General features: G+C 43.1%; 23 protein-coding genes. 10 read left to right on the top strand and 13 right to left on the bottom strand.

The annotated features are described in order from the left end of the window. Positions 1-102: 102 nt before the first annotated feature. From ACR5KR_RS33520 to ACR5KR_RS33510, 3 genes are all read left to right on the top strand, one after another. Positions 103-960 carry a GH25 family lysozyme gene (locus ACR5KR_RS33520; RefSeq protein ID WP_445629476.1) on the top strand — a complete coding sequence of 286 codons (858 nt, stop codon included), beginning with the start codon at positions 103-105 and terminating at the stop codon, positions 958-960. Positions 961-1,517: 557 nt separating this feature from the next. Beyond that, the gene (gene miaB, locus ACR5KR_RS33515) at positions 1,518-2,882 is read left to right on the top strand and encodes a tRNA (N6-isopentenyl adenosine(37)-C2)-methylthiotransferase MiaB (protein ID WP_445629475.1); all 1,365 of its coding nucleotides are present in this window, start codon (positions 1,518-1,520) and stop codon (positions 2,880-2,882) included. Between the two features lie 29 nt (positions 2,883-2,911). Continuing rightward, a complete protein-coding gene (locus ACR5KR_RS33510) occupies positions 2,912-3,532 on the top strand; it encodes a hypothetical protein (protein WP_448269663.1) in 621 nt (206 codons plus the stop codon). A 96-nt stretch (positions 3,533-3,628) separates the two neighbouring features. On the opposite strand, the gene ACR5KR_RS33505 is transcribed toward ACR5KR_RS33510, so the two are convergent. Beyond that, complete coding sequence (locus tag ACR5KR_RS33505) at positions 3,629-4,606, bottom strand: bestrophin family protein (protein WP_448269661.1); 978 nt, start codon at positions 4,604-4,606, stop codon at positions 3,629-3,631. A 516-nt stretch (positions 4,607-5,122) separates the two neighbouring features. Between ACR5KR_RS33505 and ACR5KR_RS33500 the strand changes: the two genes are divergently transcribed. After that, on the top strand, positions 5,123-5,266 hold the full coding sequence (locus ACR5KR_RS33500; RefSeq protein ID WP_448269659.1) for a hypothetical protein: 144 nt from the start codon (positions 5,123-5,125) through the stop codon (positions 5,264-5,266). A 232-nt stretch (positions 5,267-5,498) separates the two neighbouring features. Here ACR5KR_RS33500 and ACR5KR_RS33495 read toward each other — a convergent pair whose 3' ends face one another. The 4 genes from ACR5KR_RS33495 to mnmG all read right to left on the bottom strand — a co-directional run bounded on the left by ACR5KR_RS33495 (position 5,499) and on the right by mnmG (position 9,341). Continuing rightward, complete coding sequence (locus ACR5KR_RS33495; protein WP_448269658.1) at positions 5,499-6,848, bottom strand: hypothetical protein; 1,350 nt, start codon at positions 6,846-6,848, stop codon at positions 5,499-5,501. Then, on the bottom strand, positions 6,818-7,000 hold the full coding sequence (locus ACR5KR_RS33490; protein WP_445629470.1) for a hypothetical protein: 183 nt from the start codon (positions 6,998-7,000) through the stop codon (positions 6,818-6,820). The genes ACR5KR_RS33495 and ACR5KR_RS33490 overlap by 31 nt, the downstream gene beginning before the upstream one ends. 113 nt (positions 7,001-7,113) lie before the next feature. Further along, complete coding sequence (locus ACR5KR_RS33485; protein WP_445629469.1) at positions 7,114-7,371, bottom strand: hypothetical protein; 258 nt, start codon at positions 7,369-7,371, stop codon at positions 7,114-7,116. A gap of 47 nt (positions 7,372-7,418) precedes the next feature. Beyond that, a complete protein-coding gene (mnmG, locus tag ACR5KR_RS33480; RefSeq protein WP_448270415.1) occupies positions 7,419-9,341 on the bottom strand; it encodes a tRNA uridine-5-carboxymethylaminomethyl(34) synthesis enzyme MnmG in 1,923 nt (640 codons plus the stop codon). 381 nt (positions 9,342-9,722) lie between these two features. Here mnmG and ACR5KR_RS33475 point away from each other — a divergent pair, with 381 nt between their 5' ends. From ACR5KR_RS33475 to ACR5KR_RS33450, 6 genes are all read left to right on the top strand, one after another. After that, positions 9,723-10,595, top strand: coding sequence for a D-alanyl-D-alanine carboxypeptidase family protein (locus ACR5KR_RS33475; RefSeq protein WP_448269656.1), 873 nt, complete (start codon positions 9,723-9,725; stop codon positions 10,593-10,595). A gap of 63 nt (positions 10,596-10,658) precedes the next feature. Further along, positions 10,659-12,170, top strand: a complete 1,512-nt coding sequence (locus ACR5KR_RS33470) for an NYN domain-containing protein (protein ID WP_448269654.1) — start codon at positions 10,659-10,661, stop codon at positions 12,168-12,170. Between the two features lie 265 nt (positions 12,171-12,435). Next, complete coding sequence (locus ACR5KR_RS33465; protein WP_448269652.1) at positions 12,436-12,567, top strand: hypothetical protein; 132 nt, start codon at positions 12,436-12,438, stop codon at positions 12,565-12,567. 97 nt (positions 12,568-12,664) lie between these two features. Continuing rightward, positions 12,665-12,796: a hypothetical protein gene (locus tag ACR5KR_RS33460; RefSeq protein ID WP_445629466.1), complete on the top strand. Its 132-nt coding sequence runs from the start codon at positions 12,665-12,667 to the stop codon at positions 12,794-12,796. A 593-nt stretch (positions 12,797-13,389) separates the two neighbouring features. Next, positions 13,390-15,414, top strand: a complete 2,025-nt coding sequence (locus ACR5KR_RS33455; RefSeq protein ID WP_448269650.1) for a GAF domain-containing sensor histidine kinase — start codon at positions 13,390-13,392, stop codon at positions 15,412-15,414. A gap of 314 nt (positions 15,415-15,728) precedes the next feature. Further along, entirely contained in the window at positions 15,729-16,112 is a 384-nt protein-coding gene (locus tag ACR5KR_RS33450) for a response regulator (RefSeq protein WP_448269648.1), read from the top strand. A 419-nt stretch (positions 16,113-16,531) separates the two neighbouring features. Here ACR5KR_RS33450 and ACR5KR_RS33445 read toward each other — a convergent pair whose 3' ends face one another. From ACR5KR_RS33445 to ACR5KR_RS33410, 8 genes are all read right to left on the bottom strand, one after another. After that, entirely contained in the window at positions 16,532-17,353 is an 822-nt protein-coding gene (locus ACR5KR_RS33445) for a hypothetical protein (RefSeq protein WP_448269646.1), read from the bottom strand. 11 nt (positions 17,354-17,364) lie between these two features. Beyond that, entirely contained in the window at positions 17,365-17,502 is a 138-nt protein-coding gene (locus tag ACR5KR_RS33440) for a hypothetical protein (RefSeq protein ID WP_448269644.1), read from the bottom strand. A gap of 24 nt (positions 17,503-17,526) precedes the next feature. Further along, entirely contained in the window at positions 17,527-18,663 is a 1,137-nt protein-coding gene (gene cheB / locus ACR5KR_RS33435) for a chemotaxis-specific protein-glutamate methyltransferase CheB (protein ID WP_448269642.1), read from the bottom strand. 58 nt (positions 18,664-18,721) lie between these two features. Continuing rightward, positions 18,722-21,079, bottom strand: coding sequence for a hybrid sensor histidine kinase/response regulator (locus ACR5KR_RS33430; RefSeq protein ID WP_448269640.1), 2,358 nt, complete (start codon positions 21,077-21,079; stop codon positions 18,722-18,724). 389 nt (positions 21,080-21,468) lie between these two features. Further along, positions 21,469-23,049, bottom strand: a complete 1,581-nt coding sequence (locus ACR5KR_RS33425) for a methyl-accepting chemotaxis protein (RefSeq protein ID WP_448269639.1) — start codon at positions 23,047-23,049, stop codon at positions 21,469-21,471. A gap of 21 nt (positions 23,050-23,070) precedes the next feature. Beyond that, positions 23,071-24,477 carry a HAMP domain-containing methyl-accepting chemotaxis protein gene (locus ACR5KR_RS33420; protein WP_448269637.1) on the bottom strand — a complete coding sequence of 469 codons (1,407 nt, stop codon included), beginning with the start codon at positions 24,475-24,477 and terminating at the stop codon, positions 23,071-23,073. A gap of 193 nt (positions 24,478-24,670) precedes the next feature. Next, on the bottom strand, positions 24,671-25,000 hold the full coding sequence (locus ACR5KR_RS33415; protein ID WP_448269635.1) for a hypothetical protein: 330 nt from the start codon (positions 24,998-25,000) through the stop codon (positions 24,671-24,673). A gap of 89 nt (positions 25,001-25,089) precedes the next feature. Then, positions 25,090-26,547, bottom strand: a complete 1,458-nt coding sequence (locus ACR5KR_RS33410) for a methyl-accepting chemotaxis protein (protein WP_448269633.1) — start codon at positions 26,545-26,547, stop codon at positions 25,090-25,092. Positions 26,548-26,887: the final 340 nt, after the last annotated feature.

Below are 26,887 nucleotides of genomic sequence, written 5' to 3'. Positions count from 1 at the left end.
GCGACTTGTAAAGATTTTACTTGTTGCATAGAAGATTTGCGAAAACAGCCGATATGACATTGTAGCTAGCCAAGTATTTTTACATACAAGGACAGACAACATATGTCAGTTGAAGGTATTGACGTTTCTGATTACAGCGAGAATATCGATTGGGAAAAAGTGAAAAGTCAGGGTATTCACTTTGCTTATGCCAAAGTGAACTACGGAACCTATAAGCAAGATACTCAGTTTGCTTCTTACTGGCCTGCCATAAAGAAAGCTGGTATTATTCGTGGGGCATATCTCTTCTTTCGTCCTTCCGAGGAGGTTGACCCGCAGGTAAAAATGTTTGCTCAAGCCCTAGAGATAGAACCAGGCGATCTCCCCCCAGTCGTAGATATTGAACAAGACTATTACAATCATGGACAGAACGATCATTGGGATGACTTGAGTTCCACAGAAAAGCTTAACAAAATTACCAACGTCTTAACTGCGGTGGAAGTTGCTACAGGTTATAAACCGATCATCTATACTGGGCCTAGCTTTTGGGACGATAAGATCAAAACCTCACGTTTTGCTGACTATGACCTATGGATTGCACATTTTGATACAAACACTCCTACTATTCCAGGTGGGTGGGAATTTCAAACTTTCCACCAATACAAAGGCGACCAGACAGGTTTTCCTGGGATAGCAGGTGATGTAGATCGGAATAGATTCAATGGTGCTTTGGATCGTCTTCAGGCTTTAACCGTTCCTGCTGTTTCACTTCAGGAAGGTCGCATCGGCCCGAAAGTCAAGAAGTTGCAGCAGGCTTTAAAAAAAGTTGCCCAAGACTCAACTCACCCAGAATTCGATCCAGGAGCGCCAGATGGTATTTTTGGCCCAACTACTAAAAAGGCTGTTATCGCTTATCAGCAAGCTAACAGTCTCACAGCTAATGGCATTGTTGCCCCTGGAGACAAATTAGCGATCGCCTAAGTTAAGCTTGATTGTGAAAAAAATCTTGATGGCTTGCACAAACGCGATTAATCATGTATCTAAGTTACGTTTAATGTAAATTAAGCTTTGAAACCCTTGTAATTTCATAGGTAATCCCAAAACCGAGAAACCCCTACGGAATCAGCAGCGTTTCTAATTCACATCAAACGTAAGTCATACAAACCCAAAAAAAGCATTTTTGACAACTAAATACTACTATTAAGTAACCGTCAATTAAATTATGGGAATGGTTTGTGGTTGCATTTCTACAAACCCTCCCCCAAATCAATCTTGACAGTCTACTTTTCTCGGTTCGCATACCCTAATTATCAGCAAGAGATTTCTTTGGCAACGATGACATCAAGATTCTGGAGAAAGAGGGCAAATTTGATCGCCGCTAATGCTTGTAGTTTGTCAATTTTTTAGATTTGTATATTGAAATTATTTCAACCTGCCCGTTTCTTTCAAGAGTTACTCAGCACTCCTGAAGCCGGTTAAGAGCGTTATAGAATAGAAATAAACCTGACATACATTACGCTGATTCAGCAGAATTGCCCATGACCACTTCTAAACGCCAATATCACATTACTACTTTCGGTTGTCAGATGAATAAAGCTGACTCAGAGCGCATGGCTGGCGTTTTGGAAGACATGGGCTTTGAGTGGTGTGAAGATCCGAATCATGCAGATGTGATTCTCTACAATACCTGCACCATTCGGGATAATGCTGAACAAAAGGTATATTCCTATCTTGGCAGACAAGCAAAGCGTAAACATGAGCAGCCTGATTTAACTCTTATCGTTGCTGGTTGTGTTGCCCAGCAAGAAGGAGAAGCGCTGTTGCGGCGAGTGCCAGAATTAGACTTGGTAATGGGGCCACAACACGCCAACCGTCTGAAAGATTTATTGGAGTCAGTATTTGAGGGCAACCAAGTTGTCGCAACCGAAGCAGTTCACATTATTGAAGATATCACCCAGCCGCGACGAGATAGTACAGTGACCGCTTGGGTAAACGTAATTTACGGCTGTAACGAACGCTGCACCTATTGCGTAGTTCCCAATGTGCGCGGTGTCGAACAATCTCGCACGCCGTCAGCTATCCGGGCTGAAATGTCAGAATTAGGACGGCAAGGTTACAAAGAAATTACTCTACTCGGTCAAAATATTGATGCTTACGGCAGAGATTTACCTGGAGTCACACCAGAAGGTCGGCATCTGCACAACTTTACAGATTTGCTTTATTACGTGCATGATGTACCGGGGATTGAAAGGCTAAGATTTGCTACTAGCCATCCCCGTTATTTTACTGAGAGATTAATTCAGGCTTGTGCTGAGTTACCCAAGGTGTGCGAACACTTCCACATTCCTTTTCAATCTGGAGATAATGAACTTTTAAAGGCGATGGCGCGGGGTTATACCCATGAGAAATATCGCCGGATTATCGATACCATTCGGCGGTATATGCCAGATGCCTCGATTAGTGCTGATGTAATTGTCGGTTTTCCTGGAGAAACAGAAGCACAGTTTGAAAATACCCTGAAACTGGTAGAAGATATAGGCTTTGATATGTTGAATACAGCAGCATATTCGCCGCGTCCGGGGACACCAGCCGCTTTGTGGGACAATCAACTGAGTGAAGAAATTAAAAGCGATCGCTTGCAACGGCTCAATCATCTGGGAAACTTGAAAGTAGCAGAGCGATCGCAACGTTACTTTGGACGCATTGAAGAAGTTTTAGTAGAAGACCAAAATCCTAAAGATCCAACCCAGGTAATGGGACGCACTGGCGGTAATCGTTTGACCTTTTTTAGCGGTGACATCAAAGAACTCAAAGGGCAGTTGGTGAAGGTAAAAATTACCGAAGTTCGTCCTTTTAGTTTGACGGGTGAACCAATTGAAGTGAGGCAAACTGTTTTTCACTAAGAAGCATTTAAAGATTATACCCCTGACTTATGATGAAGTTACCGCAAACGATTCCAGTTCTTCTTTTTGGGGCTAGCTTGGCTGTAATTTCCCCTCAACATTGTGCTGCTTTCACTGTTCAAGAAATAGCTATTCTTGCTAAAGCATCAAGCGATTTGCCAACGGTCAAATCGGCTGGACTGTCCCCCGATATGGATGTGCCTTGGTCGAAAGCCGTAAGAATTGTTGACCCTTTTGAAGGGGAGTTTCTTGGGGTTTTCGACCGCAATTCTTTAGGTGGCTATTTGTACCGTGAAGGTTCAAAGCAAGTTATTAGTTTGTGGACTCCTTCGAGCATTCGAGTACTCGTAACAGTAAATTCGGGTCAAGCAATGTCTTCTTTTTACACCGCCGGTCGTGTGTATCCCAGACCTGACTATCTTAGATTTGTCACGACTAAAAAAGTCGATAAATTTTTGCTTAAGGTTAGAGAAAAAATTTTTCAATTAGACGGTTCAACCGGCACATTTGCTGTCAATAAAGAATTAGCCGCTGCTTTGAAAAATGCTCCAGATGAGAACTTAGATATCAGACTAGTTTTGGAAGGAGGTCAAACTGTTGATAGCGAAATTGGTAAAGGGACGGTAAAAGCTTGGCGAATTATTTATTAAGCGATCGCATTTTTCAGCCAAGTATTTTCTATCTTTAATAAAGGAAAAATCTCTCCGTTATCATCAAAAGTTGCTCGATCAAATTTATTTACAGATTTAATAAGAACGAACATTGTTAGAAGTAAGCCTAATTAATTCTTCAACATTGTTGGAGATTGTATTGCAAATAGTATTTAAAGGCAAGTCATTAGGATCGAACCCAAAAGGTTCTTCGATTTCTGAGCCAATTTGTTCAATACTTAATAATGTAAAACTTACAAAAGCCATTACTATACCAGTCCACCAATTTAAAAAGCTTACAATTTCCAAAGGCAATATAAGACAAAAAATTAATAACAGTTGTCTGAGTTTAATAGTATATATCAAAGGCAGCGGCGTTTTTAAAATGCGTTCGCAACCACCTAAAATATCGACTAAATCATCTACACAATTATGTAGAGTCGTTAATTGATAGACATTTAGACAATTCCGGTCATGCTGGTACTGCAAGTAATCTCCTATCCAATAAGCAATTTGTAGTGGAGGATGATCGCTATGTTGGAGGTGTAAATATTGTTTTTCAGACATTAATGATGCCAACTGAGTATCTAAAGGCACCGATCTTAGATGTAACTTCATTGCAACTGCAAAAGCAGCTACTAACCGAAGCATTGCTTCTTTTTCTAATTTATCCTGTGGTGTCTTCTCTTTAACTATTATCGCAATTCCCCGAGTTAAGTTACGCGATGTATTAACTAAAGCTCCCCATAGTTGACGACCTTCCCAAAATCTATCATGGGCTGTATTCGTCCGAAAGACTAATAGTAATGTAAAGCCAATATTAAAGCTTAAAACAGCATTAGTAAGAATATTGCTAGAATCTGAAAATGCTATTGGTAATCCTAAATGAGCTAAAAATGAGATGAAAGTACCATATATAGTACAAAAAATTACCCAAGGAAGAATGATAGAGATAATTGACCTTTCAAGCCGAATAGTTACTTGAAGCCAGTTCAGTTTTTCGCCTTTGTAAAGATGATACTTTTCTTTTAAAGAGTTTTTAGAATTATTTTGAAAATAGTTAGGTTGTTTCATGTTGTTAAGGTTTCAGAATTACATCAATTAGCAAACTAACTTTTTTAGCTCAATATATCTTGTTTAAGCAAGATGTAGGTTTCCATATAGTCACCGTAATGGAACTATAATAAACATAAATTATAGTTGTAACATTGAAATTTATTTCTGTGAACCATCTTTAGATAGGGAAATTCAATATTGTCTTCCAATTCTTCACCACAAACCTGATTTTCTGCTTATATTGATTAAACGTTGTAATATTTCACTGATTTATGAGATAATTAGACAAAATTTCCAGTTATTTACAGTAAATATTTACTTTTTATCATCAGCAGACCGATGCCTACAACAGACTACGCCTAAAAATTTGGGTTAATAACAGTGTAGTGAATGCGTAACTATCAAGCTACAAAAGGAGATAAACCCAATTAAATTTGATATTAAGCCAGGAGTTACCCAATTTTAGATGTCCGTTTTGAGAAAAAGCATTATTGAGATAAGGGTTATGCAAATACTTTTTAAAAGGACAGAACTATGTCATTACTAGATGATTTAGTCGAAACTTATTTTAATAAAGATTTAGCAACAGTATCTACACAAGTTGGCATTGAAAGTATCAAAATTACCGAAATCAATCGGCAAATTCTCAAAAAATTATCCTTGCTCAATAGTTACTAAAGTCTGCTGGAGGTAAAAGCGATCTTGCTATCAATAAAGCTGATAATATTAAAACTATTAAGGCGCGATCGCATGAGCTAGGCTAGGCAATCTTAACAGTGCCGACAGAAATAGAGAACTATTTGACGCAATCGAGTTATTTCAATCAATTATTTGTGGTAACAGTATTGTTAATGGCGATCGATGAGTTTAATCTTTAAACTCTCCTCAACCAGATAGTGAGTTAAAAAATTTATAGTTTCTGTCCTGCATAAATCGATCGCACTTCGCCATTACGTCGGACGACTGCTTCGCCATTACTGACATCTACTAGTGTCCAACCGCTGGAGCCGATACTTTCACCCATATTGATGCGGCGAGTCACGCCATCAATTTTAAACAAAGCGGCAGATTTGTTGCCCAACTCTAGCAATCCCTCTAAGGTATTACTCGGAGCAACTGCGATCGCAGTTGCCGGATATACTTGTTCTTGAGTAATAGTTGGTTCTGACTCTGGTGCGAGTGCAGCACGCAATGGAACTACTGGTAATGCAGGCAGAGGTTTGGGTGTTTGGCGCACGGTAATGGGTGCAGTTTTGGCTGCCACCGGCTTGAGTTCGGCTCGTACAGCCGCAGCTAACATATTGACAGTTACAGGCTTGGCAGCTTGTCGCACTGTATTCAGGGCAGTTTTCACAACATTAGGTTGAGATACCCGTAACGCACTGGCAACTTGTGGTAAAAGTGTGGGAGTCCCCGGAATGGCTGGAAGGGCGTAGCGCATTGGTGACGGCGCTTGATAAACGGGGACATAGATACGCTCAACAACGCTTCCAGAACGATTGGAGGCTGGTGGTGTATTATTAGCTAGAAGTGGAAGTGCTGGTAGATTACCAGTTGCTTGCTCGCGACCAAGGGCTATTTGGTTAGTATTTGCCTGACTGGAAAATCCTGGATTGAAAGATTTTTGATTGCTTTTTGCTCCTTGCTTATCTATAACAGCCAGCGATTGGAGCATATAGTCAACTAACTCTGCCTCAATTTCTGTTTTTACGGGCAACCGTGACTGCGATTGCGGCAATAGAAGCGCCGACTCAGGCAATTTATTATTTAAAAGATATACGACTCCAGACTGCACCAAGTAAATCGTGCTAGCGATCGCCACGCCTAAAGTTGTTCCGATAATCAGCAGCTTGCCCAAAACCGAACTAGTTTTTTGACGCTTTCTACTAACTGGTTTAACAGTAGAGGTGTCAAATACAACGGTACTCAATTGCTTGTGCCGATCTTGAGCAACTGACTGTACTCCTTGATTCCAAGTAATCTGTGGTATCATAACTGTTTGCAGAGGCACATATTCTGGAGGCGATTGGCGTTGAGCTTGGGCGGAAACTCCAGCAACAAAGTGGCTCGATCTGTTCTGACTACTGTGCCTAACAGTTTGAGAAGGCAGATTACCACTAGCATCCAGAATGTAGTCGATATCGGCAAAGAGTTCATCCATTAGGCCATCAGCATAGTTTTCTATCGACCAAGGCTCGTTGGTGATTAAGTCTTCTGATGGTTCTGGTACTATGAGACGGGTGCTGGCTTCTTGTAACATAGACGTTCTGGGTTGTTGCTTGGACGAGGAAACGCCACCCCTACTGACTTGAAAGTGCTGAGTGCTGAGTGCTGAGTGCTGAGTAAAAATACCAGTTCCCAGTTTCCAGTCCCCAGTTCCTCTTTCATACTTGGTGGTGATACTTGTTTCATTGAGACTGCCTGGAAATTAGGATTATCAGAGGAGGCAGGTAGAGGGCAGTTATTACTGAAGTAAATAAGTATGAATAAAAACTTCAGCTTTGGGTAATTACCCGGTCTAAAAATCAGAATTGTATTAAGACGTGTTGAGCGAGATACAAAGCTTGGAGCCGCTTTGCCTCCGATCTTGCGCCTATCCTATGCAGTTGTGCGTGGGTTACTCCTGCCTGGTTGTTGAGCGTAGTCGAAACACTGCCTCCTGAATAATGAAACATCCAATCCCCCATCTGATTCAGATAAGTTGATTGAGTGTTGGTATTAAACTCAACTTTCATCTGGGGATTGTTGATGATGCCACTACTAATCTTGATGTCATCTATCATACCAATCTCTCTCCCTACTACTATACTCAGTCTTTATCAAGCTTGTGTTAAGCTAACGCTGGAAACTCTGACTGGCTCTTGGTTCTACGCAATTCTAGATATAATAATAAGGCGTTAATATCCGCTGGGTTTACACCACCTATACGTGCAGCTTGACCAAGCGTGAGTGGTTTTATGTGAGTCAGCTTTTCCCGTGCCTCTTTAGAAAGAGTATCAATTGTTGTGTAGTCTAAATCTCTAGGTAACTGGCGGTGAGCTTGGCGGGCAATTTGGTCAATTTGATTTTGTTGCCTAGCGAGATAACCAGAATATTTGATGTCAATTTCTGCGCCTTCTTTCTCGGCCCGGTTGAGGTTAGGGTTTCCCAGTCCGAACCTGTCGAGGTCAACGTAATGTAATCCTGGACGCCGCAACAAGTCATTGAGGGTAATCGAACCTTTAATTGCTTGTTGCGTATCAGATGCGATCGCTATTCCAATTTCATCATGTTCTTTAACTCGTGTGGCTTGCAATCTTTGTTTTTCTGTGGTGATATTACCCTGTTTTTGAGTAAATATATCCCAGCGGCGATCGTCAATTAAACCAATCTCCCTTCCCAAGGGTGTCAGACGTTGGTCGGCATTGTCAGAACGCAATAGCAATCGGTACTCTGACCTACTTGTAAGCATCCGGTAAGGTTCCCGTAGGTCTTTTGTACACAGGTCATCAACTAGCGTCCCAATGTAACTTTGCTCGCGGGCAAAGACAATCATTTCTTGAGAGCGAACAAATCGAGCGGCATTAATTCCCGCCACCAGCCCTTGAGCAGCAGCTTCTTCATAACCTGTGGTGCCGTTAATCTGCCCAGCACAAAACAGTCCGGCAATCTTTTTAGTCATCAGTGTGGGGTAACACTGAGTTGCTGGTAAATAGTCATATTCCACTGCATAGGCGGGACGCAGCATCACACATTTTTCCAAACCAGGGAGAGTCCGCAACATTTGCAGTTGCAAATTTTCTGGCAACCCTGTAGAAAACCCTTGAATATAAAGTTCGGGTATATCCCTTCCTTCTGGTTCAATAAAGATTTGGTGGCTTTCTTTGTCGGCAAAGCGGACAATCTTATCTTCGATACTGGGACAATAGCGCGGCCCTTTGGCTTCCACCCAACCGCCATAAACTGGCGACAGGTGCAAATTTTCTTGAATCAGGCGATGGGTTTCGGGGGTTGTGCGGGTGATGTAGCAAGGCATTTGTTCTCGTTCTACCCACACATTCGGGTCAAAGCTAAACCAGCGCACATCTTCATCTCCAGGCTGGATGAGCATTTTACTGTAATCTACCGATCGCTTATCTACCCGCGCTGGAGTTCCAGTTTTAAGTCTGCCGGTTTCAAATCCCAGGCGATTTAGGGTTTGTGTCAATCCTTCAGCCGCAAATTCCCCAGCGCGTCCGGCTGGCATTGATTTGTTTCCAACCCAAATTTTGCCTCCCAGGAAGGTGCCGGTTGTCAAGATGACTGCTTTACATTGGAACCCGACACCAAAATATGTTTCAACCCCAATGACTTCATCATTAGCGCCCAGCACCAAATCTGTTGCCATACTTTCGCGGATTGTCAAGTTTTCTTGATTCTCAACAACATTTTTCATCACTGCTGCATATTCGCGCTTGTCCGTTTGGGCGCGTAATGCCCAAACAGCAGGCCCCCGTGAAGAGTTGAGGATACGTTTTTGCAAGTAGGTGCGGTCTGCTAGTTTACCAATTTCTCCGCCGAGTGCATCTACCTCATGAGTCAACTGAGATTTAGCTGGGCCACCTACTGCTGGGTTACAAGGTTGCCAAGCGATTTTATCCAAGTTGAGCGTCAATAGCAGGGTACGACAACCGAGGCGTGCAGAGGCAAGAGCTGCTTCGCAACCGGAGTGACCTGCACCGACGACTATGACATCAAAAGCGTCTTGGAATTCAACGGAATTGTGCATGGTCATACTTACAGGATCGGCAAGCTTAGAGTTCTTTTCAATTTTAACTGTTCCAGTGGTTTCATGGATGTAACTTTCTAATAAAAAAGTTATCAAACTTACTAGTACTCACTTAAAGGCAGGATTTCATTTTTTAACTTTAGAGAAAGTAAAAAATATCATTTTTTAAAATTTGTGACAACATTCCGGTTTGGCGATCGCAGTTATTGTTCAGAGCGTTAACCCAGCACCAATTAATTTATCACTGGTATATATTAGATATTTTCTCGAATTTGGATTATCCGATAGTTCAATGCCGATAAACTATCTGTGATTTTAAGTTATCAATAATCAATGCCGCCTAAAAAATATCAATTATATTCTTGAATCACTAAGTAATTATTGAGAATGAAACTTACCCTCAAAAATCAAAGAAATATTAATAGGTTTATTAGAAAGACAAGTTTCATCAGTATCGTTATATTGATGATTTTTGTATTAGTAGCTAGCAATGAGATTACCCACCACAAAGTTGCTATAACTGCTCAACCATTACAAGAATGCTTGATTAATAATTCATTACCTTGTATAGATACCTCTAAAAATACAAGATCGGAACCATTTATTCCCGATCCCAAATTAGATGCTAAACAGCGTTTTTTATCTGCGATCGCTAGAAAATTAGCCACAATTCCCCAGCCCGGTACTTATGAATATACTTTGCTGCGAAGCTATGGTGCAGTATTCGTAAATCCCGATGTTGGGATTAAACTACCGCCAAAAGATATTTTTGCTAATGAACAAGAAACCCAAGAGTTTCAAGCTACTTTAACAATGGGTCATGTTGATGGCACTAACGACTGTTATTTACAAAAATCGGCGGCTGATGCTTTAAATAAAGCGCGAGTCCAACAACAAATTCCGCTAAAATCTGGTTATGGCTCTGGTGATTGCACTCGCACTTTCAACACGAATTTAAGATTTTGGCACAAGTATGCTAACGATCGAGTTTTAGCAAAAGTTCAACAAGGTAAAGAAACAAAAATTCTCGGTTTAGTTGCCCCCCCTGGAACTTCACAACATCTCTGGGGATTAGCAATTGATTTACGCGTAGGTAGTAAAGAACAGAGAAAAGCTCTTAATCAAAATGGTTGGTTTCAAACTGTAGAAAATGATACTCCCCATTGGACTTATGTGGGTTTATCTGAAGATAATTTACCTTTGTTTGGTTTTAAAAAACAAGCTATTAGAGGCATTACTTATTGGATTACGCCGCTTTGATTGTTCAAGAGCATGAAAACTTGGGAATACTAAACTTAAATGTGTATTGTCAGGGATTTAGCTATGCCAAATGAAGCTGCTAACCAGGAGCAAGACTTCCTAATTGATTTATTAAGAGCGACTTATCAAAATCAGGAACTATATCCAATTCTGCAACATAACTTAAGTAAACTCAACGATAATTTAGCTTTAAAGCTGCGAAAATGGGTAAGCGATCGCTTTGCTAAAGAACCTGCCATTGCTATTAATTTAGCTAGAGTTATTATCAAACTGAGTACCATTATTCAAGAGTTTGAACAAGGGAACATTGCTAGTAATTTAGAAATTGCGATCGCAGGTTATGAAACCGTTTTACAAGTGTGTACCCGTGAAGCTTTTCCCAAAGAATGGGATATCGTTCAGCAAGCTTTAGTAACAGCTTATCAGGAACGCCAGTATATTCTCTCCAGAACCATTGGTGAACTGCGAGAGCAGACTGTCCAAACTCAAAGTCAGATTAATACATTAACTGAGCAGTTACAAGAAGAATTACAACAAGCAAAATTACAAGTTAATGACTTAACAACAACAATTACGGAGTTAAAACAGGAAACGAATAGTTCAGATTCAGCGCCAGAAATAACGTCTTTAATCGCTGAGTTAAAAGAGTTAAAGCAGCGTCAGATTCGTGTAGAGCAGTTTACTTCCACGGTTCATGCTTCACCTAATATTGGGCAGTTCAATACAGCTATTTTTTATGATATTGAAAATCTCACAATGGGTAGAAGCAACCCTAACCTAAATTTTTCTCTGAAACAAATTCAAACAAATCTAGAAAATACTAACCTAGTTAATAAAATTGCTATCCAATGTGCTTATGCTGACTGGAGTGATTCTCGATTAAGGCTACTCAAGAATGAAATTCAAGAACTTGGCATCGAAGCAATTCAAATTTTTGATTACAGCCATAAACGGAATGCAGCAGATATGCAACTAGCCATTGATGTTATGGAATTAGCCCAGAGTCGTCCTACGTTGCAAGTTTTCGTTATTGTATCAGGCGATGGTGCATTTGCCGCTTTAGCTAAAAAGCTCCATGAGTATGGAAAAACTGTAATTGGATGTGCTTACGAAGGACAAATTAATCGTATTCTCAAGTCTGTTTGCGATTGCTTTATACCTATACCTGCTCCCCAGATAAAAATAGAGGATATTCCAACTAATGAAGTAACTAGCGAAAGTTTATTAAATGATAATATTTTAATAGTAACTAATAAAGTTTTGCAAGATTTAAAGCAGAATATCGAGCAATTAAATCAGCTTAAAGAAGGTGGTATTTATCTAAATCAGATTTACCACATATTGAAAGATAATATTCCCAATTTTGATCAAAAAAGAAAACAGCATGGTTACAAATTGGCAAAGTTTTTAAAAAAAGTCATTGAAGGAACAGATATTTGTCTATCGAGTGATAATAATAAATTAATTTTGAGAGAAACGTTAACTTTAGGCTCTAATGGCTCATCAAATAGAACTTCAAATGGTGGTACCCCTTATTTAAGGACTAGAGTGCTTACTACAAACTCCGTCACCTAATTCTGAATTTTGGCGACTGACGTATGTATTCTGTTTTGATAAATTTCAAAATAAAAATCCAGTTAATCTTTACAACAAGTACAGGTAATTTAGCAAATAAAACTTTTTTATCTTTAGCTTTGTTCTTCAACTCTTGTAAAAGTACTTTTTACAAAAGTTGAAAAAAGAGTATGCTATTGACGACTGTTATTCATTAACAATCGTAAAGCCTTCATAATCAACGACTCCACTTACAGCATTTGGTAAATTAACGTTACCAAGTAAGGTGGCAGTTGCAAAGCCAGCGCCATTAGTATTTGTGGCACTACCTATACCTAGACCCGATCCAATACTGCACGCTTTGTGGATTTTTAACTCGGAATTGGATTTAGGGAAAAGGTTACTGGGTTTAGGTTAAAGGTTTTTCCTTTCCGCTTCCCCTTTTCCCCAAAACCCGACAAGTATTGAGACCCGATCTGTAGCAGCAAAGATCAATATCACAAAAAAGCAAGCCGATGAAGTCATTCATCGGGTGCAATCAACAAGGCTGGTATGCAAGACCAAGACAGTACGGACTTAATCGTGTGGCTTTGAGTGCCGAACAAGTGATTGCGTTGTTGGGAGTTAGAGCGACAGTAGCGGCTTAGTTGCTAAAGGTAGAAAGGGCGATTACTTCCCAAGACAAAAGCAATCGCCTCCAAAATGTAATCGCTTAAGAAGTACCAATCATGACACAAAGTACAGCAAGTAACCTCTTACTTCAAGTAGATGAGTGTCAAGAGAAAATTTTCCTACTTGCTACAGATGTGAATGCAGAGGTGTAAGAAATCCCTAGTACTGCAAGTGAGAAAGGCGTAGGCGTAGCCCGCCTTCGGCATCGCAGTCCAAGAGAAAAGCAATCGCCGCTCAACCGAAATTTAGACAATCGAAATCATCATGTCAAAAAAGCGGGGGCATTATTGATATCATGTCCGGGTAATCACTTATGATTACCGGATCTGTGCAAAAATCCCAAAAGTCTCTTTCCCCCAGCAAGAACTGCCCTCTAAATAATAAGTCTTCAACCGGACATGATATGACTGCGGGTTATGCCGCAATCGCTAACTGAAGAAATTCTGTCCAGCTTGGAATTGTTATGTTTTGAAGCTTAAAGCTATAGAATTTTTACGTTTTTTTCTATTCTCCATGACCTCAATTAAGACTTAAATGATAGCGATCGCACCTCAATTAAAATAAAACTATGAAAATCCCTGAATTATTACTTGATTCCATACTCCCCTGCACCAACGAACTGACACGACTCAAAGCAGTGTATCAATTTCAGGGGTTGGATGCTCTACCCAATCGGGCATTAGATGACTTAACAGCACTGGCAGCCGATCTGTGCGAAACTCCAATGGCACTGGTGAGTTTTATCGGAGCCGATCGCCAGTTGGTTAAGTCTAAAGTGGGAATCACATTAACAGAAATTCGCCGAGACCTCGCGTTTTGTAACTACACCATTCGCCAGTCAGATATATTTGTGATTCCAGATACCCTGGCCGATCCCCGCTTTGCCACCAATCCCTTCGTTATAAATGCTCCTAATATCCGGTTTTATGCCGGAGTCCCCCTGGTAATCACTGGCGGTTGTGTCTTGGGTACACTCTGCGTCATGGACATTGAACCGCGCGATCTGAATCAGAAACAACGGAAAGGATTGCAGACACTCAGCCACCAAGTAATAGCGCAATTGGAGCTAAAGCGCAACACCACGAAACTGCGTCAAACGATCCCGGAAATCAAACAACTAAAACAGCAATTGATTACCCAGGAATTGGTTGGTCAACAAGATTCAATTCTGTTTAACCTGGCAAATCAAATTCGTAATTCTCTGGATCTGGACACGATTTTACAAACGGCAGTGAATGAGATTCATGCTCTGTTGCAAGTCGATCGCTGTGACTTTGTGTGGTGTCTGCCTAACAAAGATCGGTTCAAGTTTATGGTGACTCACGAAGCGACGAACCCAGAGATTCAGATGGCGTTGGGTGAACTTTCCTTAGGGCCAGGCTCCGTTCTGGCAGAAACTATCTTAAATCTAAATATGCTAAGGATTGAGGATGTTTCTACTACCTCAGAAGCACTCACTCCAGAGGATCGCGCCCTGCTGCATCAACTGGCAGTAACCTCGGTGCTGTTGCTGCCACTGAGAACCCATTCTGGTCAATTGGGTGCTATTGTTTGCCATCACTGTCGCGGTTCGCGCCAATGGACTGATAGTGAAGTCCGGTTACTCAAAGCTGTTACCGATCAAGTAGCGATCGCTCTCGATCAAGCAGAACTGCTTGCCCAAACACGAGCAACCGCCTTGGCAGCTCAAACTCAAGCCACCTATCTGGGGAACGCCCTGAGCCAGTTACAGCAAACCCAAATGCAACTGGTACAGCAAGAGAAGATGTCGAGCCTGGGACAATTGGTGGCCGGAGTTGCCCACGAAATCAACAACCCGGTCAACTTTATTAACGGTAATATTGCTTATGCAAGCGACTATGTTCGGAATTTGCTGGAACTATTGCATCTTTATCAGGCAACCTATCCCAATGGAACTGATGCTATTCAGGAAAAGATAGAGTCCATCGATCTTGATTTCTTGATGCAAGATTTGCCTAATCTATTGTCGTCGATGCAAATGGGTGGAGAACGAATTCGGCAAATTGTCCTATCTCTGCGCAACTTCTCGCGCTTGGATGAAGCCGAGATGAAACCTGTGGATATCCATGAAGGGATTGACAACACGTTGTTAATTTTGAAGAGTCGGTTGAAATTAACTAGTGCCAAGTTTGAGATTCAGGTGATTAAAGCATACGACAATTTACCGCCTGTTGATTGTTATGCGGGGCAATTGAATCAAGTATTTATGAATCTTTTGGGTAACGCGATCGATGCCTTAGATGAAACGCCTAATCCGATCGTTACCATTCAAACAGAACTCATTAGTAGAGAATCGGGTAGTTCCGATCTATCCCAATTCTCCCACGCAGATAGTGTAGTGATTCGGATTCGAGATAACGGTTCTGGGATGACAGAAACAACCCTGCAAAAACTGTTCAATCCATTCTTCACGACCAAACCCATCGGCAAGGGAACCGGGCTGGGACTGTCTATCAGCTATCAAATTGTGGTTGAAAAACATGGCGGCATTTTAAAATGCTCCTCAGAACTGGGGAAAGGCAGCGAGTTCTTGATTCAAATTCCGGTTGAGCCTCTGGTTAAAAGTACTTGAAGTGTGTATAAAATTATCAAAATATCAATTGTTCAAGTCTGACTTTGGGAATGCTAGGGTCAGGAAGCAGGAGGTCGAACGCAAGAGCGTGTCGTAGACAAGGCAGTTCTTACTGGAGGAACCCACCCCTACTCATAGTGGGATCGATCTTGGACGCTTTATACAACGCGTCAGCACGTCTGGGTATAATTCTTTGTTTAAACTGGGCTTTAAACCCTGCAACTTTAGTTTTAATTGATACTCCTAACTCCTGCCTCCAGCAAGACTGCCTTTTTGTAAACGCCAACGATGATTGACTCATCGACTTGTAAACTATGTCAAATGGTACGACAAGCTCACCGATTGTTCTCGCGCTTGATGATAGCCCTGTGATTCATCAAATGATTAAACGAGCGTTAGAACCGGGCTATCAAGTAATAACAGCCGCTAACGCGGTTGATGCTCTGTCGATCATTTATTATCAACGGATTTCAGTCTTGCTATTGGATGTGCAGATGCCGGATGTAAACGGGTTGGAGTTTTGCCGCACGGTGCGGAGTCTGCCCCAGTTTCAGCATTTGCCCGTGATTATGGTGACTTCTCAAGATTCCCCCTTCGATCGGGTGAAGGGTCATCTGGCGGGTGCAACAGAATATCTGATCAAACCTTTTGATGCTGAACAATTGCGAGAAGCTGTACGAAAATTTATTGGCTCCTGATGTGCTTTTATTAAAACCCAAATAGAAAATTAAAAATGGAAAATTAGTTAGAAACTTTAGTTGTGGGATACAGAGCTTATACCATTTCTTTGTGAGGCTGCGCCAAACCCTTTTACAGCAGAATTCAGAAGTAAAACAGGCTTTATATCTGGCTTTGGGACTTAGCTTATGTATTTCACTAACTTGAAATCTGCTGTAACTTCTTTCTTTGCCTTCTTTGCGTCCTTTGCGGTTCGTTTTCTTTCTTCTTTCTTGTACTTGTACTAATTCAATTAATTATTGCAAGACATCCTAAGTAGCAATCACTCTTATCAACTACTAGAGTAAGCATTATGGGTTAGCAATCAGTTACTAAATTCCACCATATTGGTCAATGCTCATATTGAACCTGATTTTTCCGTATAATATAATACCTCTGGTTATCTTAAGGCGATTGCACTTAAGATTCTAGATTCTATATCGAGCAATATACCTTGAAAATAATTATACTCGTCACTTACATATGGAACCAAGGTAAAATCTGCTTGAATTTTTTTAAGTAAATCAATAATCTCTTCTGGTCGTTCAATATCTAAAACATACCAATATATATTCTTTAATAATGCATAAATTTCATTTTTATTTTGAATATTAAATAATGACAAGTTTGGCTTTTTATCCGAAAAGTTTACAAATATTGAAGCAGTAACCCTAACAAATATTGTTTCTAAGTTAATCAATATATTACGCTGGCCAACTCTCACAAAGTGTAGAACAAAAGAATTGTCAAGTAATATTCTGCGAAACAAAACGACATCCTCATATATACCCATGTTACTTTTGGATAAATAATCTTGCATTCGAGCTACTGTCATGCTTCGCAACAATTTTGATAAACCATCAATATACATACCATTTCTATCTCTAAATTGTATACGATTTTCGATGATTGTTGCCTGTTCAGCTTGTGCGATAGCTTCCAGGGAAAAACTTTCAAAATCAAGGGTTTGATCGTTGATGAGAATTTTCACGTGAAAATTTTTATTTATGGAATCAAAAAGTATGGAAGTGCCTTCGATAAAAAATAACCCAAATTGTTGAAACAGATTTTTTGTAAATTCATAATGAGTAAATCCTGCCATGTAAGTGAGAAAATCGCTCTCTGCATCAGAAAGTGAACTTCGCTCTGTAAGGACTTGTTTAAGTAATTCAGTATTTGGTTTTTTACAGGCGTTAACAATCTCTACAAAAGTTGTGTTCATGGCTTTATATCTTATTTCCCTCTAGCAGGACTTTTTTCAACTTTTACATTATCAGCTTTAAAAAAGAATTGCTCCCAGACGCGTAGCGGTACGTTCGCGGCAGCATCTCGCAGAGAAGTGCGGCGCAAGGCGTCCTTGTTCCAAGCCACGGCTTAAGTCGCGGGCTTGAAATTTTAATTTTTAAAAGGATGTTTAGAATTCATGTAGCAGATTCGATTTAATAGCATAGGGGCAATTTCGCCGATCGCCAAAATATGTTGGGCGGCTCCCAAAGCGATCGCTTCTTTGGGCATCCCGAAGACAACGCAGGTTTGTTCATCCTGGGCAATGGTAGTACCTCCGGCTTGGGCGATCGCTTGTAATCCATCTGCACCATCCCGCCCCATACCAGTCAGCAAAATACCAACCGCCGATCGCGGGTAGCAGATGGCAACGGCTTGAAACAAAGCTGTTACCGAGGGACGATGCCCGGAAACAGGAGGGGTGCTGACGGTGGTTAATCGCCCTTGAGTGTCGAGTTGCAGGTGTTGTCGTTCGGGAGCGAAGTAGACAGTACCCGGTTTGGGAAATTCTCCCGGTTGGGCGATCGTCACGCGCAGGAAACATTCTGCTGCTAGCCAATCTACCAGTCCTTGCAGAAATCCTTCGCTGATATGTTGGACGCACAGAATGGGTACGGGAAAGTTGGCAGGCAGTTGTTTGAGAATCGCGTACAATGCCTGGGGGCCGCCTGTAGAAGCTCCGATCGCCACGACTTTGGGCAGGGACGGCAAATTACGAATGGGGAACTGCAAGTTACTGACAGGTTTTAGGCTGAATGGTTCTGGCATTTTGGGACTAACAAGATGCGTTCTGGGTTCTACCGTCGCACGGGAAGTGTGGCGGGTAAAGACTGTAACCCCTGCCAGAACTTTGATCCGGTTGATTAATTCGTGCTTGACTTGTTCGTAGTCTGAAAGTGAGTCAATGTTGGGTTTGGGAAAAACATCCAAAGCACCCGCTTGCAGCAGTTTAAAAACATTGCGGGAATCTTCTTGAGTGTTGACAGAGGTGCTGATTACCAGAATGGGACGGGGATAGTCTGCCATAATCCGGCGGGTGAGTTCCAGTCCATCCATTTTGGGCATGTGTAAATCGGTGCAGATTACCTGGGGCTGTGCGGCTGGAATTCGCTCCAATGCTTCCACGCCATTGCGAGCAGTTCCCACCACATCCACTTCCAGGGAACTCGCCAGAATCCGCTTGAGGATGGTTAAGGCGACGAGCGAATCCTCCACCAGAAAGACGCGAATCGGGGCAGAGTTTTTCATCGGTTGACAGTAAGTTGAGATTTTACGAGAAAATTATTCTTCATTCATCCGAAAACCTCTACACTAACCGTTTAAGGGCTGACAGCAAGGCTTCTTGATTAAAGCTGCCTTTGATAATGTAAGCATTGGCTCCGGCTTCCGCACCCCGACGTTTATCTTCATCGCTGGCAAGGGAAGTCACCAGGATAATTGGAAGTTCGCTATATTCTTGATATTGGCGGATTTTGGCAGTTAACCCCAAGCCATCGAGATTTGGCATTTGCACATCGCTAACAACGGCATCAACGGTGTGCGATCGCAGCTTGTTCAATCCATCCAAACCATCCACAGCAGTAATTACTTGATAACCTGCGGTTTCTAAAATTCGTTTTTCTTGCGTGCGTGTGGCAATAGAATCTTCCACTAATAAGACGGTTGGTTTTGTGGGTGCAAGTTGACGAGTTTGGGTAGAAGAAATGGACTGCGATCGCGATCGGGCTGACTTCACCAAATCCTGGGGATTCAGCACCATACACACATCTCCAGTGCCTAAAATTGTTGCTCCCGAAACATTGCGGACTCGTTTAAGTAACTGACTTTGGGGTTTAATCACTACATCTTGCTCATCTACTAAGGCATCTACCACTACACCCAGTTGTGCTTGCCCAACCTGAAGAATAATACAGGAAAGTGCTGTTTCTTGAGTTAACCCAGATGGCATCGGGGGCAGTTCTAATAAATCGGCCAACTGCACAATCGAAATCGGTTGGCTATCCCGAATGATTGTGTCCCGTCCCTCCAAGGGAAAAATCTCTTCTGATTTGATTAAGCAAGCGGTTTGCACAAACTCCACTGGGATGGCGTAGGGCATTTGGTTCACTTGCACAATCAAGACATGGGCGGTTGCCAAGGTGATACCGAGATTGACGCGCAGCGTACATCCCTGTCCGGGAAACGATTCTACCTGAATCGTACCTTTCAATTTTTCAACATTAGTTTGCACTACATCCAGCCCCACACCCCGTCCTGATACTTCTGTAAGCAAGGGAGCTGTTGAAAATCCCGGTGTGAAGATCAACGCTTGGATTTGGCTGGGAGTCATTGCTGCCGATTCTTCCTCCCCACAAATGCCCCGTTTCACCGCTATTTGTTTGATTCTATCCAGGTCAAGCCCCCGGCCATCATCACTGATTTCCAGCACAATGTTAGTGGGAGTCTGGTAAGCTTTGAGCCGAATCGTTGCCGTTGTTGGTTTTCCTAGCCGTTCCCGTTCCTGTGGTGGCTCAATCCCGTGATCGATCGCATTCCGCAAAATGTGCATTAGCGGATCTTTCATTTCTTCCAACAGGCGTTTGTCGGCAAGGGTGTCTTTGCCTTCTGCGATCAACTCCACCAATTTTCCCTGCTGCTGCGCCAAATCGCGCACCATCCGAGGAAACAGGTTGAAAATCGTTGCAAAAGGTAGCAATCGCAGGGTACGAATCCCTTCTTCTAGATCGCTACTTAGTTGTTCCAGTCGGGTTGTGTCTTCCGAAAGGTAACTCTGCAAGGTTTTCACCAAATGACCCAATTGCTCTAATCGTTTTTCCGAGTGATGATGAAAAGTTTCTAGACGTTGCAGAGCGACATCACCTTGTTGCTCTCGGCTGAACGCAAACCGATTAGTGAATAAATCTCGATTCCATTCTTCCCACAAATTGGCGATCGCCTCAATTTCTCCCAGCCGATGAGCTATCCGAATTTTGGTGACAGTTAACTCCCCTGCTTGCGTCATCAACGTATCTAGGTGGCGAGTGCCAACGCGAATAGTTTCAATGCGGTAGCTATTGGTGGGGGATTTTGGATTTTCGACTTCGGCTTCGTTCTGTCGAACGATTTTGGATACTTCGACTTCGCTCAGTACAAGTTTTGGATTTTGGATTGCTCCGTTTTCCTTTAGCTCTCGATCCTTATCGAAAGTATTGTTTTGTACTGTATTTATGAATTCAATACTGTTGACTTCTGGTTCCTGACTTGGATTATTTTCCCTTTTCCCTGGTTGCGCTCCCATCAATTCGGCCAGAACAGAAAAGGTATCAACCTTGGCAGGTTCTCCGGTGACGGCTTCATGAACGAGTTTGCGGATAGCAGCGATCGCATGAGCGAGGCGTTCATAAGGTGAATCTGTTGTACCCTTGCCCAATGAGGATGCAGGATTTTCTTGTTGCTTGAGTTGAGTCAAAACATGCTCAATTTGATGTGCCAGAGTGCCTATATCTTTGATTCCCAGCATATTGGCATCGCCTTTGAGAGAATGCGCCTCTCGCATCAAGGCTTCCAGGACAGCCAGATCGTCAGGATGGTTTTCCAAATGCAGCAATCCATCATCCAGGTTTTGCAGGTGTTCTTCGCTAGCTACTTTGAAAACGTCTCTCAGTTCTTCATCATCGATCATCATGGTGTTATCTCAGGGGTTAGGGGGCAGGGGGCAGCTTTCAAGGGCAGGCTTTTAGGCTTTCGATAAATAGTTGAGAATGTTCTCAATTATTGAACGTAGTTTTAAGTTCTTAGACAATGGTTTTGGTTTTAAAATCCCAAAAATTTGTCTAATCAAAAAAACCTGCCCCAGAAAGGCAGGGGGCAGGGGGCAGGGGAGCAGGGGAGCAGGGGGCAGGGGGCAGGGAGCAGGGAGCAGGGAGCAGGGGGCAGGGGACAGGGAGCAGGGGACAGTTCAAAAATTTTTATGGCAACATCAAAGGTCATTTTGTATAGTTCCAAGCCTTTATGACTTTTAATTGATTCTTTTTCCATTCCCCTCTGCTCCCTGCTCCCTGCCCCTTTTCTTCATTAAATGGTTGCCTTGAGTGCTTGCGCTGACTCGTTTAGTTGTTGAGTACCAGAGCGGATCTGGCTAATGCCACTGGCAGTTTCACGCGCAGCAATATTCAAGTCATTCATGGCAGAGACAATTTGCTGAATGGCGATCGCTTGCTGGTTGATATTGAGTGAAATCTGTTGACTGTTGATGACAATGTTATTCACTGCACCTTCTACACCAGCAAAGGATTCTGATGTTTCCTGGGCAATTCGCGTCCCTTCTTCTACAGTTTTAGTGCCTTCATGGGTGACAACGACAGTGATGCTGATGGCAGATTGAATATCGCCTACCAAGGTGCTAATCTTTTCGGTTGATTTTTTGCTCTGGTCTGCTAGTTTGCGAATTTCAGCAGCGACAACGGCAAAACCTTTACCATGCTCTCCTGCCCGGACTGCTTCTACAGCCGCATTTAACGCCAGCATATTAGTCTGACTTGCCAACTCGCCTACCAAACCAGAGATACTGCCAATCTGCTTGGTTTGTTCATTTAAACGTGCGATCTGGTCGGCGATCGCTGCGACTTTCTGCTGTAGGGTTTCCATGCCCTTGAGGGTGCGTTTTACAGCATCAGCACCGTTACCTGCAAGGGCCAACGCCTGCCGTGCGCCTGCTACCGCCGATTCTGCCTGTTCGGCTGACTGCTGCGATGAGGCTCCCAATTCATCGATGGTGATAGTGGTTTGATTGACAGAAGTTGCCTGCCGAGTCGCAGTCCGTTCTTGCTGCTCAACCGCAGCGGCGATTTCATTGGTGGAGGCAGCCATTGTTTGAACAATTTGAGCAATTTTGCCTGTCAACGGTTTAGCAATTTTGTTGCTCAGAAAAAATCCTAGTAAGATTGCCCCCACAGGCCCAGCAATAATACCAGTAATCACCCAACCTGTGGTCAAACGGGTATCGTCACTGGCGGCTTTATTTGCATCTTCAGCAGTATCCTGATTAATTTTGATCAGTTGCAACAATAAGTTAGTTGCAGTCGCAAAGGAAACATCATTTTTGACAATCGCATTTTGTCTGAGTTTTGTCAGTCGATCGGCAGCAGCGATCGCCACCTTCATTTCTGGAGAATTTTCTTGCTTCTGGCTGGTCAATTCCAACTGTCTGGCAGTGGGATTTACAACACCTAACTGGGCAAAATCCTGGTAAGCCTGAAGATAGGTAGCATGATCCTGCTTCCACACTTGCCACTGTTGCTTAAACGTCTGATAGAGTTTGTCCTCGTCGGGGCCGCGGGGCGTGGTTTCATATTCCTCAAGTCCTGCGTCAATCTGCTTCCAGGCTGCCTGCATTCGATTTAACTCAGACTGTTTGGCTGCTGCGGGTAATTCGGGGTTGAGAATCGCTCGTTCTGCCGACTGGATCTGGGTCTGCCCTTCATTAACTCTCCACAATCCGTCGATGCTGGGGAGGCTGTTATTACTGAGGGTGTCGATATGGCTGCTTAATTGATGAGTACCCCGCCAGCCGAAAAACCCAACGACCAAAACAACACCGCCCATCAGCAAAAACGATCCCATCAATCGTCCATGCAGAGACATATTTTTTAACATAGCTGTAACTCCAATACATTTTTAGACAACGGCTTTTAGTTCTTGGGCGGCATCATTCAGTCGTTGGGTACCAGCTTTAATTTGACTAATACCAGAGGCAGTTTCCCTAGCAGTAATATTAAGCGAGTTCATAGTTTCTACCACTTGTTGCACTGCAATCGCCTGTTGATTGGAAGTAAGGGAAATTTGTTGACCATTTAGCGCGATCGTTTTGATGGCATCCACAATTTTTTCTACGGTTTTTGTGCCTTCATCTGTCACCATAACGGTGGAATTGGTCGATTTTTGAATGTCTAAAACCAGTACATTAATTTTTTCAGCCGATCGCTTACTTTGGTCTGCCAGTTTGCGAATTTCGGCAGCAACAACCGCAAAGCCTTTGCCATGTTCCCCGGCTCGCACGGCTTCTACTGCCGCGTTGAGCGCCAGCATATTAGTTTGACTTGCTAAGTCACTAACCAGGGTGGAGATCGTGCCGATTTGATTGGTTTGTTCGCTTAGATGGAGAATTTGGGTGGCAATATCGCCTACTTTCTCGCGTAGACTCGATTGGCTCAACTGACCCTCTTGAGTGCGACCGTCTACCAGCAACAACACCTGCCGCGCCCCTGCGGCTGAGGCTTCTGCTTGTTCGGCAGACTGGCGCGAGGAAGCCGCCAATTCATCCATTGTCGTCGTGGTTTGGTTGACAGAAGTGGCTTGTTGGATAGTAGCGCGTTCTTGCTGCTCGATCGTCGTGGCAATTTCGGTTGTAGAAGTTGCGATCGCGCTGGCAGAGGCGTTCATCTGGCGGGAAGTGCGGCTAATGACCCAGATGCCAATCAAAACAGATACCACCAGAGAGAGTCCACTAGCTAACATCACCGTCAACTTAAGGGCATTGAGCGCTTCTTGTTGCTCTTTAGCGGCAATTGCAAAAGTCTGATCTTCTCGCTGCTGCATTTCTTCAATCATGTCTACGACATCCTGCCCTTGATTGCGGAAATTTCCTTGACTCCAGCTTTCCACGGCTTCTTTGACTTTGCCCCGATCCACCTTTTCAATCAGGTTATTGTCAAAAGCAATCTGTTTATTCAGCAGTTCCTCTAGTTTGCTTAAAGACTGTCGTTCCTCTTGCGATCGGGCAAGTGTTATCAGTTTTGCTAGAAATTCCTTAGAATCCTTTTGAGTCTTTTGGTAGCTCTCAAGCGATTGCTGATTTTTTTCTAACAAATAGCTTCGATTTGCCTTAGAACTACTTTGCACGCTAACAGAAAGATCGTCGAGTATTGAGTTAATGTCATAAGAAGACAATAAATTTTCTGACCGTTGGTTCACCGTGTTGATATTGACGATCGTCATTCCGGCAGAAATTAACAATGCCAGCACGGGAACTGCATATCCGCCAATAATCCAGTATCTTAGTCTCCAGTTTCGTTTGCTTTCCATCTTGCGATCTCCTGTAAGTAAATAAGTTCGAGAATTTCCAGATATTGATAAGGGGAAAGGGGAAGGGGGAAGGGGGCAGGGGGCAGGGGGCAGGGGGAAGGGGGAAAGGGGAAAGGGGAAAGGGGAAAGGGGAAAGGGGAAAGAAAAGCTTTTAACCCAAACCTAGTAACTTTTCCCAAAGCCCAATTTCAAGTTAAAAATACTTAACCAAACAGTATTGCGGTATACACACGAATCTCTTAATCTGCACCTTTGTTGCATTGACCTGCACCTTTGTTGCATTGACCTGCACCTTTGTTGCATTGACCTGCACCTTTGTTGCATTGACCTGCACCTTTGTTACATCGACCTGCACCTTTGTTGCATTGACCTGCACCTTTGTTACATCGACCTGCACCTTTGTTACATCGACCTGCACCTTTGTTGCATTGACCTGCACCTTTGTTACATCGACCTGCACCTTTGTTACATCGACCTGCACCTTTGTTACATCGACCTGCACCTTTGTTACATCGACCTGCACCTTTGTTGCATTGCCCCCTTCCCCTTTCCCCCTTCCCCTTTCCCCCTTCCCCTGCCCCCTGCCCCCTGCCCCCTGCCCCCTTCCCCCGATTACACAACACTCTGTAGCTTATAAGCTGCATCATTGAGTTGGTGAGTGCTAAGGCGAGTTTGACTGATGCCGATGGCTGTCTCTCTCGCAGAGCTATTGAGTGCATTCATTGCCTGTAAAATTTGCTGAACCGCAATGGATTGCTGGCTAGCGTTTAGCGAGATTTGTTGAATATTCAACACCATTCGGTTGACGGCATCGGTGACACTGATAAAGACCTCTACCGTCTGCTTAGTTATTGCCGCGCCCTGTTGAGCGGTTTTTGTACTTTCATCTGTCATCACAACGGTTGAGTTGATGGCGGATTGAATGTCATTCACCAGCACATTAATTTTTTCAGCCGATCGCTTACTCCGATCTGCCAGTTTGCGAATTTCGGCGGCGACGATTGCAAAGCCCTTGCCCTGTTCCCCTGCCCGGACTGCTTCTACTGCCGCATTTAGCGCTAGCATATTGGTTTGATTTGCTAGGTCGCTCACCAACCCGGAAATATTGCCAATTTGCTTAGTTTGTTCGTTCAGGCGCAGCATTTGGTCTGCTACTGCACTAACTTTGTGGCTCAAAGCTGCCATTCCTTCCAAAGTGCGGTTCAGTGATTGATTGCCTTGATCTGCCAAATTTAAGACTTGTTGAGCGCTGGTTGAGGCAGTAGATGCTTGCTGGGCAGACTGTTGAGCAGAGGCGCTGAGTTCGTCCATTGTAGTGGTAGTTTCGCTGACCGAGGCTGCCTGTTGGTTAGCAGTGCGTTCTTGTTGCTCGATTGTGGCGGCAATTTCAGCCGTTGAGGTAGCGATCGCACTGGCTGATTCATTTATCTGTCGAGCAGTGCGGCTAATTATCCAGATGCCAGTCAAAACCGACAACAGCAAGGAGAGTCCAGTCGCGGACAGAATTGTCAGCTTGAGCGTATCGAGCGCTGCTTGTTGTTCCTTGGCAGCCAAAATTACATTCTGGTCTTCTCGGCGCTGAACTTCATCGATCGCACTTGTCAGGCGATCGACCATACTGCGGGCATTTTCGTGACTCCAGGTTTCAACAGCTTCCTGAAGCTTACCTTGATTCACTTTGCCAATCAAATCATCCTCAACAACCATTAAGTTATTCAGCAGTCCCTCTAGCCTGGTTAATGACTGTTGCTCTTGCTCTGTTCTGGCAAGCGACATGAGCTTGGACAAAAGCTCGTTGAAGCTTCTTTGAGATTTTTGATATTCGTCAAAGGATGTCTGATTTTTTTCTAGCAAATAGCCCCGAACTGACTTAGAACCACTCTGCACATTCGTGGCAAGGGCATTAATCGCTGAATTAACTTTATAGGAAGAAACTAAATCTTGCGATCGCTGACTCACCAGATTGATATTAATAAATATCAGTCCCGCAGAAATTACCAACGCCAGAATGGGAACTCCATAGCTGCCCATAATCCAGTATCTCAGTTTCCAATTTCGCTTACTTTGCATCTTGTTATTTCTTGTGAATGAATGAGTTCAAGGATTTGCCAATATTTCTATCATTTGTAATCTTTGCGATCGGATTTTTGAATCAAGGGAAGATTGCACAACATTCCGTAGTTTATCGGCTGCGTTATCTCTCTTGAGTTTGCTGTGAATCTCAAATCTGCGAAACCTAACCCTAGTGCTTGTGAGGGCTGGGGAAGGGGAAAGGGGCAGGGAGCAGGGGGCAGGGGGCAGGGGGAAAGGGGCAATGCAACAAAGGTGCAGGTCGATGTAACAAAGGTGCAGATTAAGAGATTTGTGTGTATACCGCAATACTGTTTAGTTAAGTATTTTTAACTTGAAA

The sequence above is a fragment of the Nostoc sp. DSM 114159 genome (assembly GCF_053470285.1).
This window is presented reverse-complemented; position numbering and strand designations above follow the sequence as displayed.

Excerpts from the sequence above, each read along its gene's own strand:
- ACR5KR_RS33520 (WP_445629476.1), top strand. The coding sequence starts at position 103 with ATGTCAGTTGAAGGTATTGACGTTTCTGATTACAGCGAGAATATCGAT.
- miaB (WP_445629475.1), top strand. The coding sequence starts at position 1,518 with ATGACCACTTCTAAACGCCAATATCACATTACTACTTTCGGTTGTCAG.
- ACR5KR_RS33510 (WP_448269663.1), top strand. The coding sequence starts at position 2,912 with ATGATGAAGTTACCGCAAACGATTCCAGTTCTTCTTTTTGGGGCTAGC.
- ACR5KR_RS33505 (WP_448269661.1), bottom strand. The coding sequence starts at position 4,606 with ATGAAACAACCTAACTATTTTCAAAATAATTCTAAAAACTCTTTAAAA.
- ACR5KR_RS33500 (WP_448269659.1), top strand. The coding sequence starts at position 5,123 with ATGTCATTACTAGATGATTTAGTCGAAACTTATTTTAATAAAGATTTA.
- ACR5KR_RS33495 (WP_448269658.1), bottom strand. The coding sequence starts at position 6,848 with ATGTTACAAGAAGCCAGCACCCGTCTCATAGTACCAGAACCATCAGAA.
- ACR5KR_RS33490 (WP_445629470.1), bottom strand. The coding sequence starts at position 7,000 with ATGAAACAAGTATCACCACCAAGTATGAAAGAGGAACTGGGGACTGGA.
- ACR5KR_RS33485 (WP_445629469.1), bottom strand. The coding sequence starts at position 7,371 with ATGATAGATGACATCAAGATTAGTAGTGGCATCATCAACAATCCCCAG.
- mnmG (WP_448270415.1), bottom strand. The coding sequence starts at position 9,341 with ATGACCATGCACAATTCCGTTGAATTCCAAGACGCTTTTGATGTCATA.
- ACR5KR_RS33475 (WP_448269656.1), top strand. The coding sequence starts at position 9,723 with ATGAAACTTACCCTCAAAAATCAAAGAAATATTAATAGGTTTATTAGA.
- ACR5KR_RS33470 (WP_448269654.1), top strand. The coding sequence starts at position 10,659 with ATGCCAAATGAAGCTGCTAACCAGGAGCAAGACTTCCTAATTGATTTA.
- ACR5KR_RS33460 (WP_445629466.1), top strand. The coding sequence starts at position 12,665 with ATGAAGTCATTCATCGGGTGCAATCAACAAGGCTGGTATGCAAGACCA.
- ACR5KR_RS33455 (WP_448269650.1), top strand. The coding sequence starts at position 13,390 with ATGAAAATCCCTGAATTATTACTTGATTCCATACTCCCCTGCACCAAC.
- ACR5KR_RS33450 (WP_448269648.1), top strand. The coding sequence starts at position 15,729 with ATGTCAAATGGTACGACAAGCTCACCGATTGTTCTCGCGCTTGATGAT.
- ACR5KR_RS33445 (WP_448269646.1), bottom strand. The coding sequence starts at position 17,353 with ATGAACACAACTTTTGTAGAGATTGTTAACGCCTGTAAAAAACCAAAT.
- cheB (WP_448269642.1), bottom strand. The coding sequence starts at position 18,663 with ATGAAAAACTCTGCCCCGATTCGCGTCTTTCTGGTGGAGGATTCGCTC.
- ACR5KR_RS33430 (WP_448269640.1), bottom strand. The coding sequence starts at position 21,079 with ATGATGATCGATGATGAAGAACTGAGAGACGTTTTCAAAGTAGCTAGC.
- ACR5KR_RS33425 (WP_448269639.1), bottom strand. The coding sequence starts at position 23,049 with ATGTTAAAAAATATGTCTCTGCATGGACGATTGATGGGATCGTTTTTG.
- ACR5KR_RS33420 (WP_448269637.1), bottom strand. The coding sequence starts at position 24,477 with ATGGAAAGCAAACGAAACTGGAGACTAAGATACTGGATTATTGGCGGA.
- ACR5KR_RS33410 (WP_448269633.1), bottom strand. The coding sequence starts at position 26,547 with ATGCAAAGTAAGCGAAATTGGAAACTGAGATACTGGATTATGGGCAGC.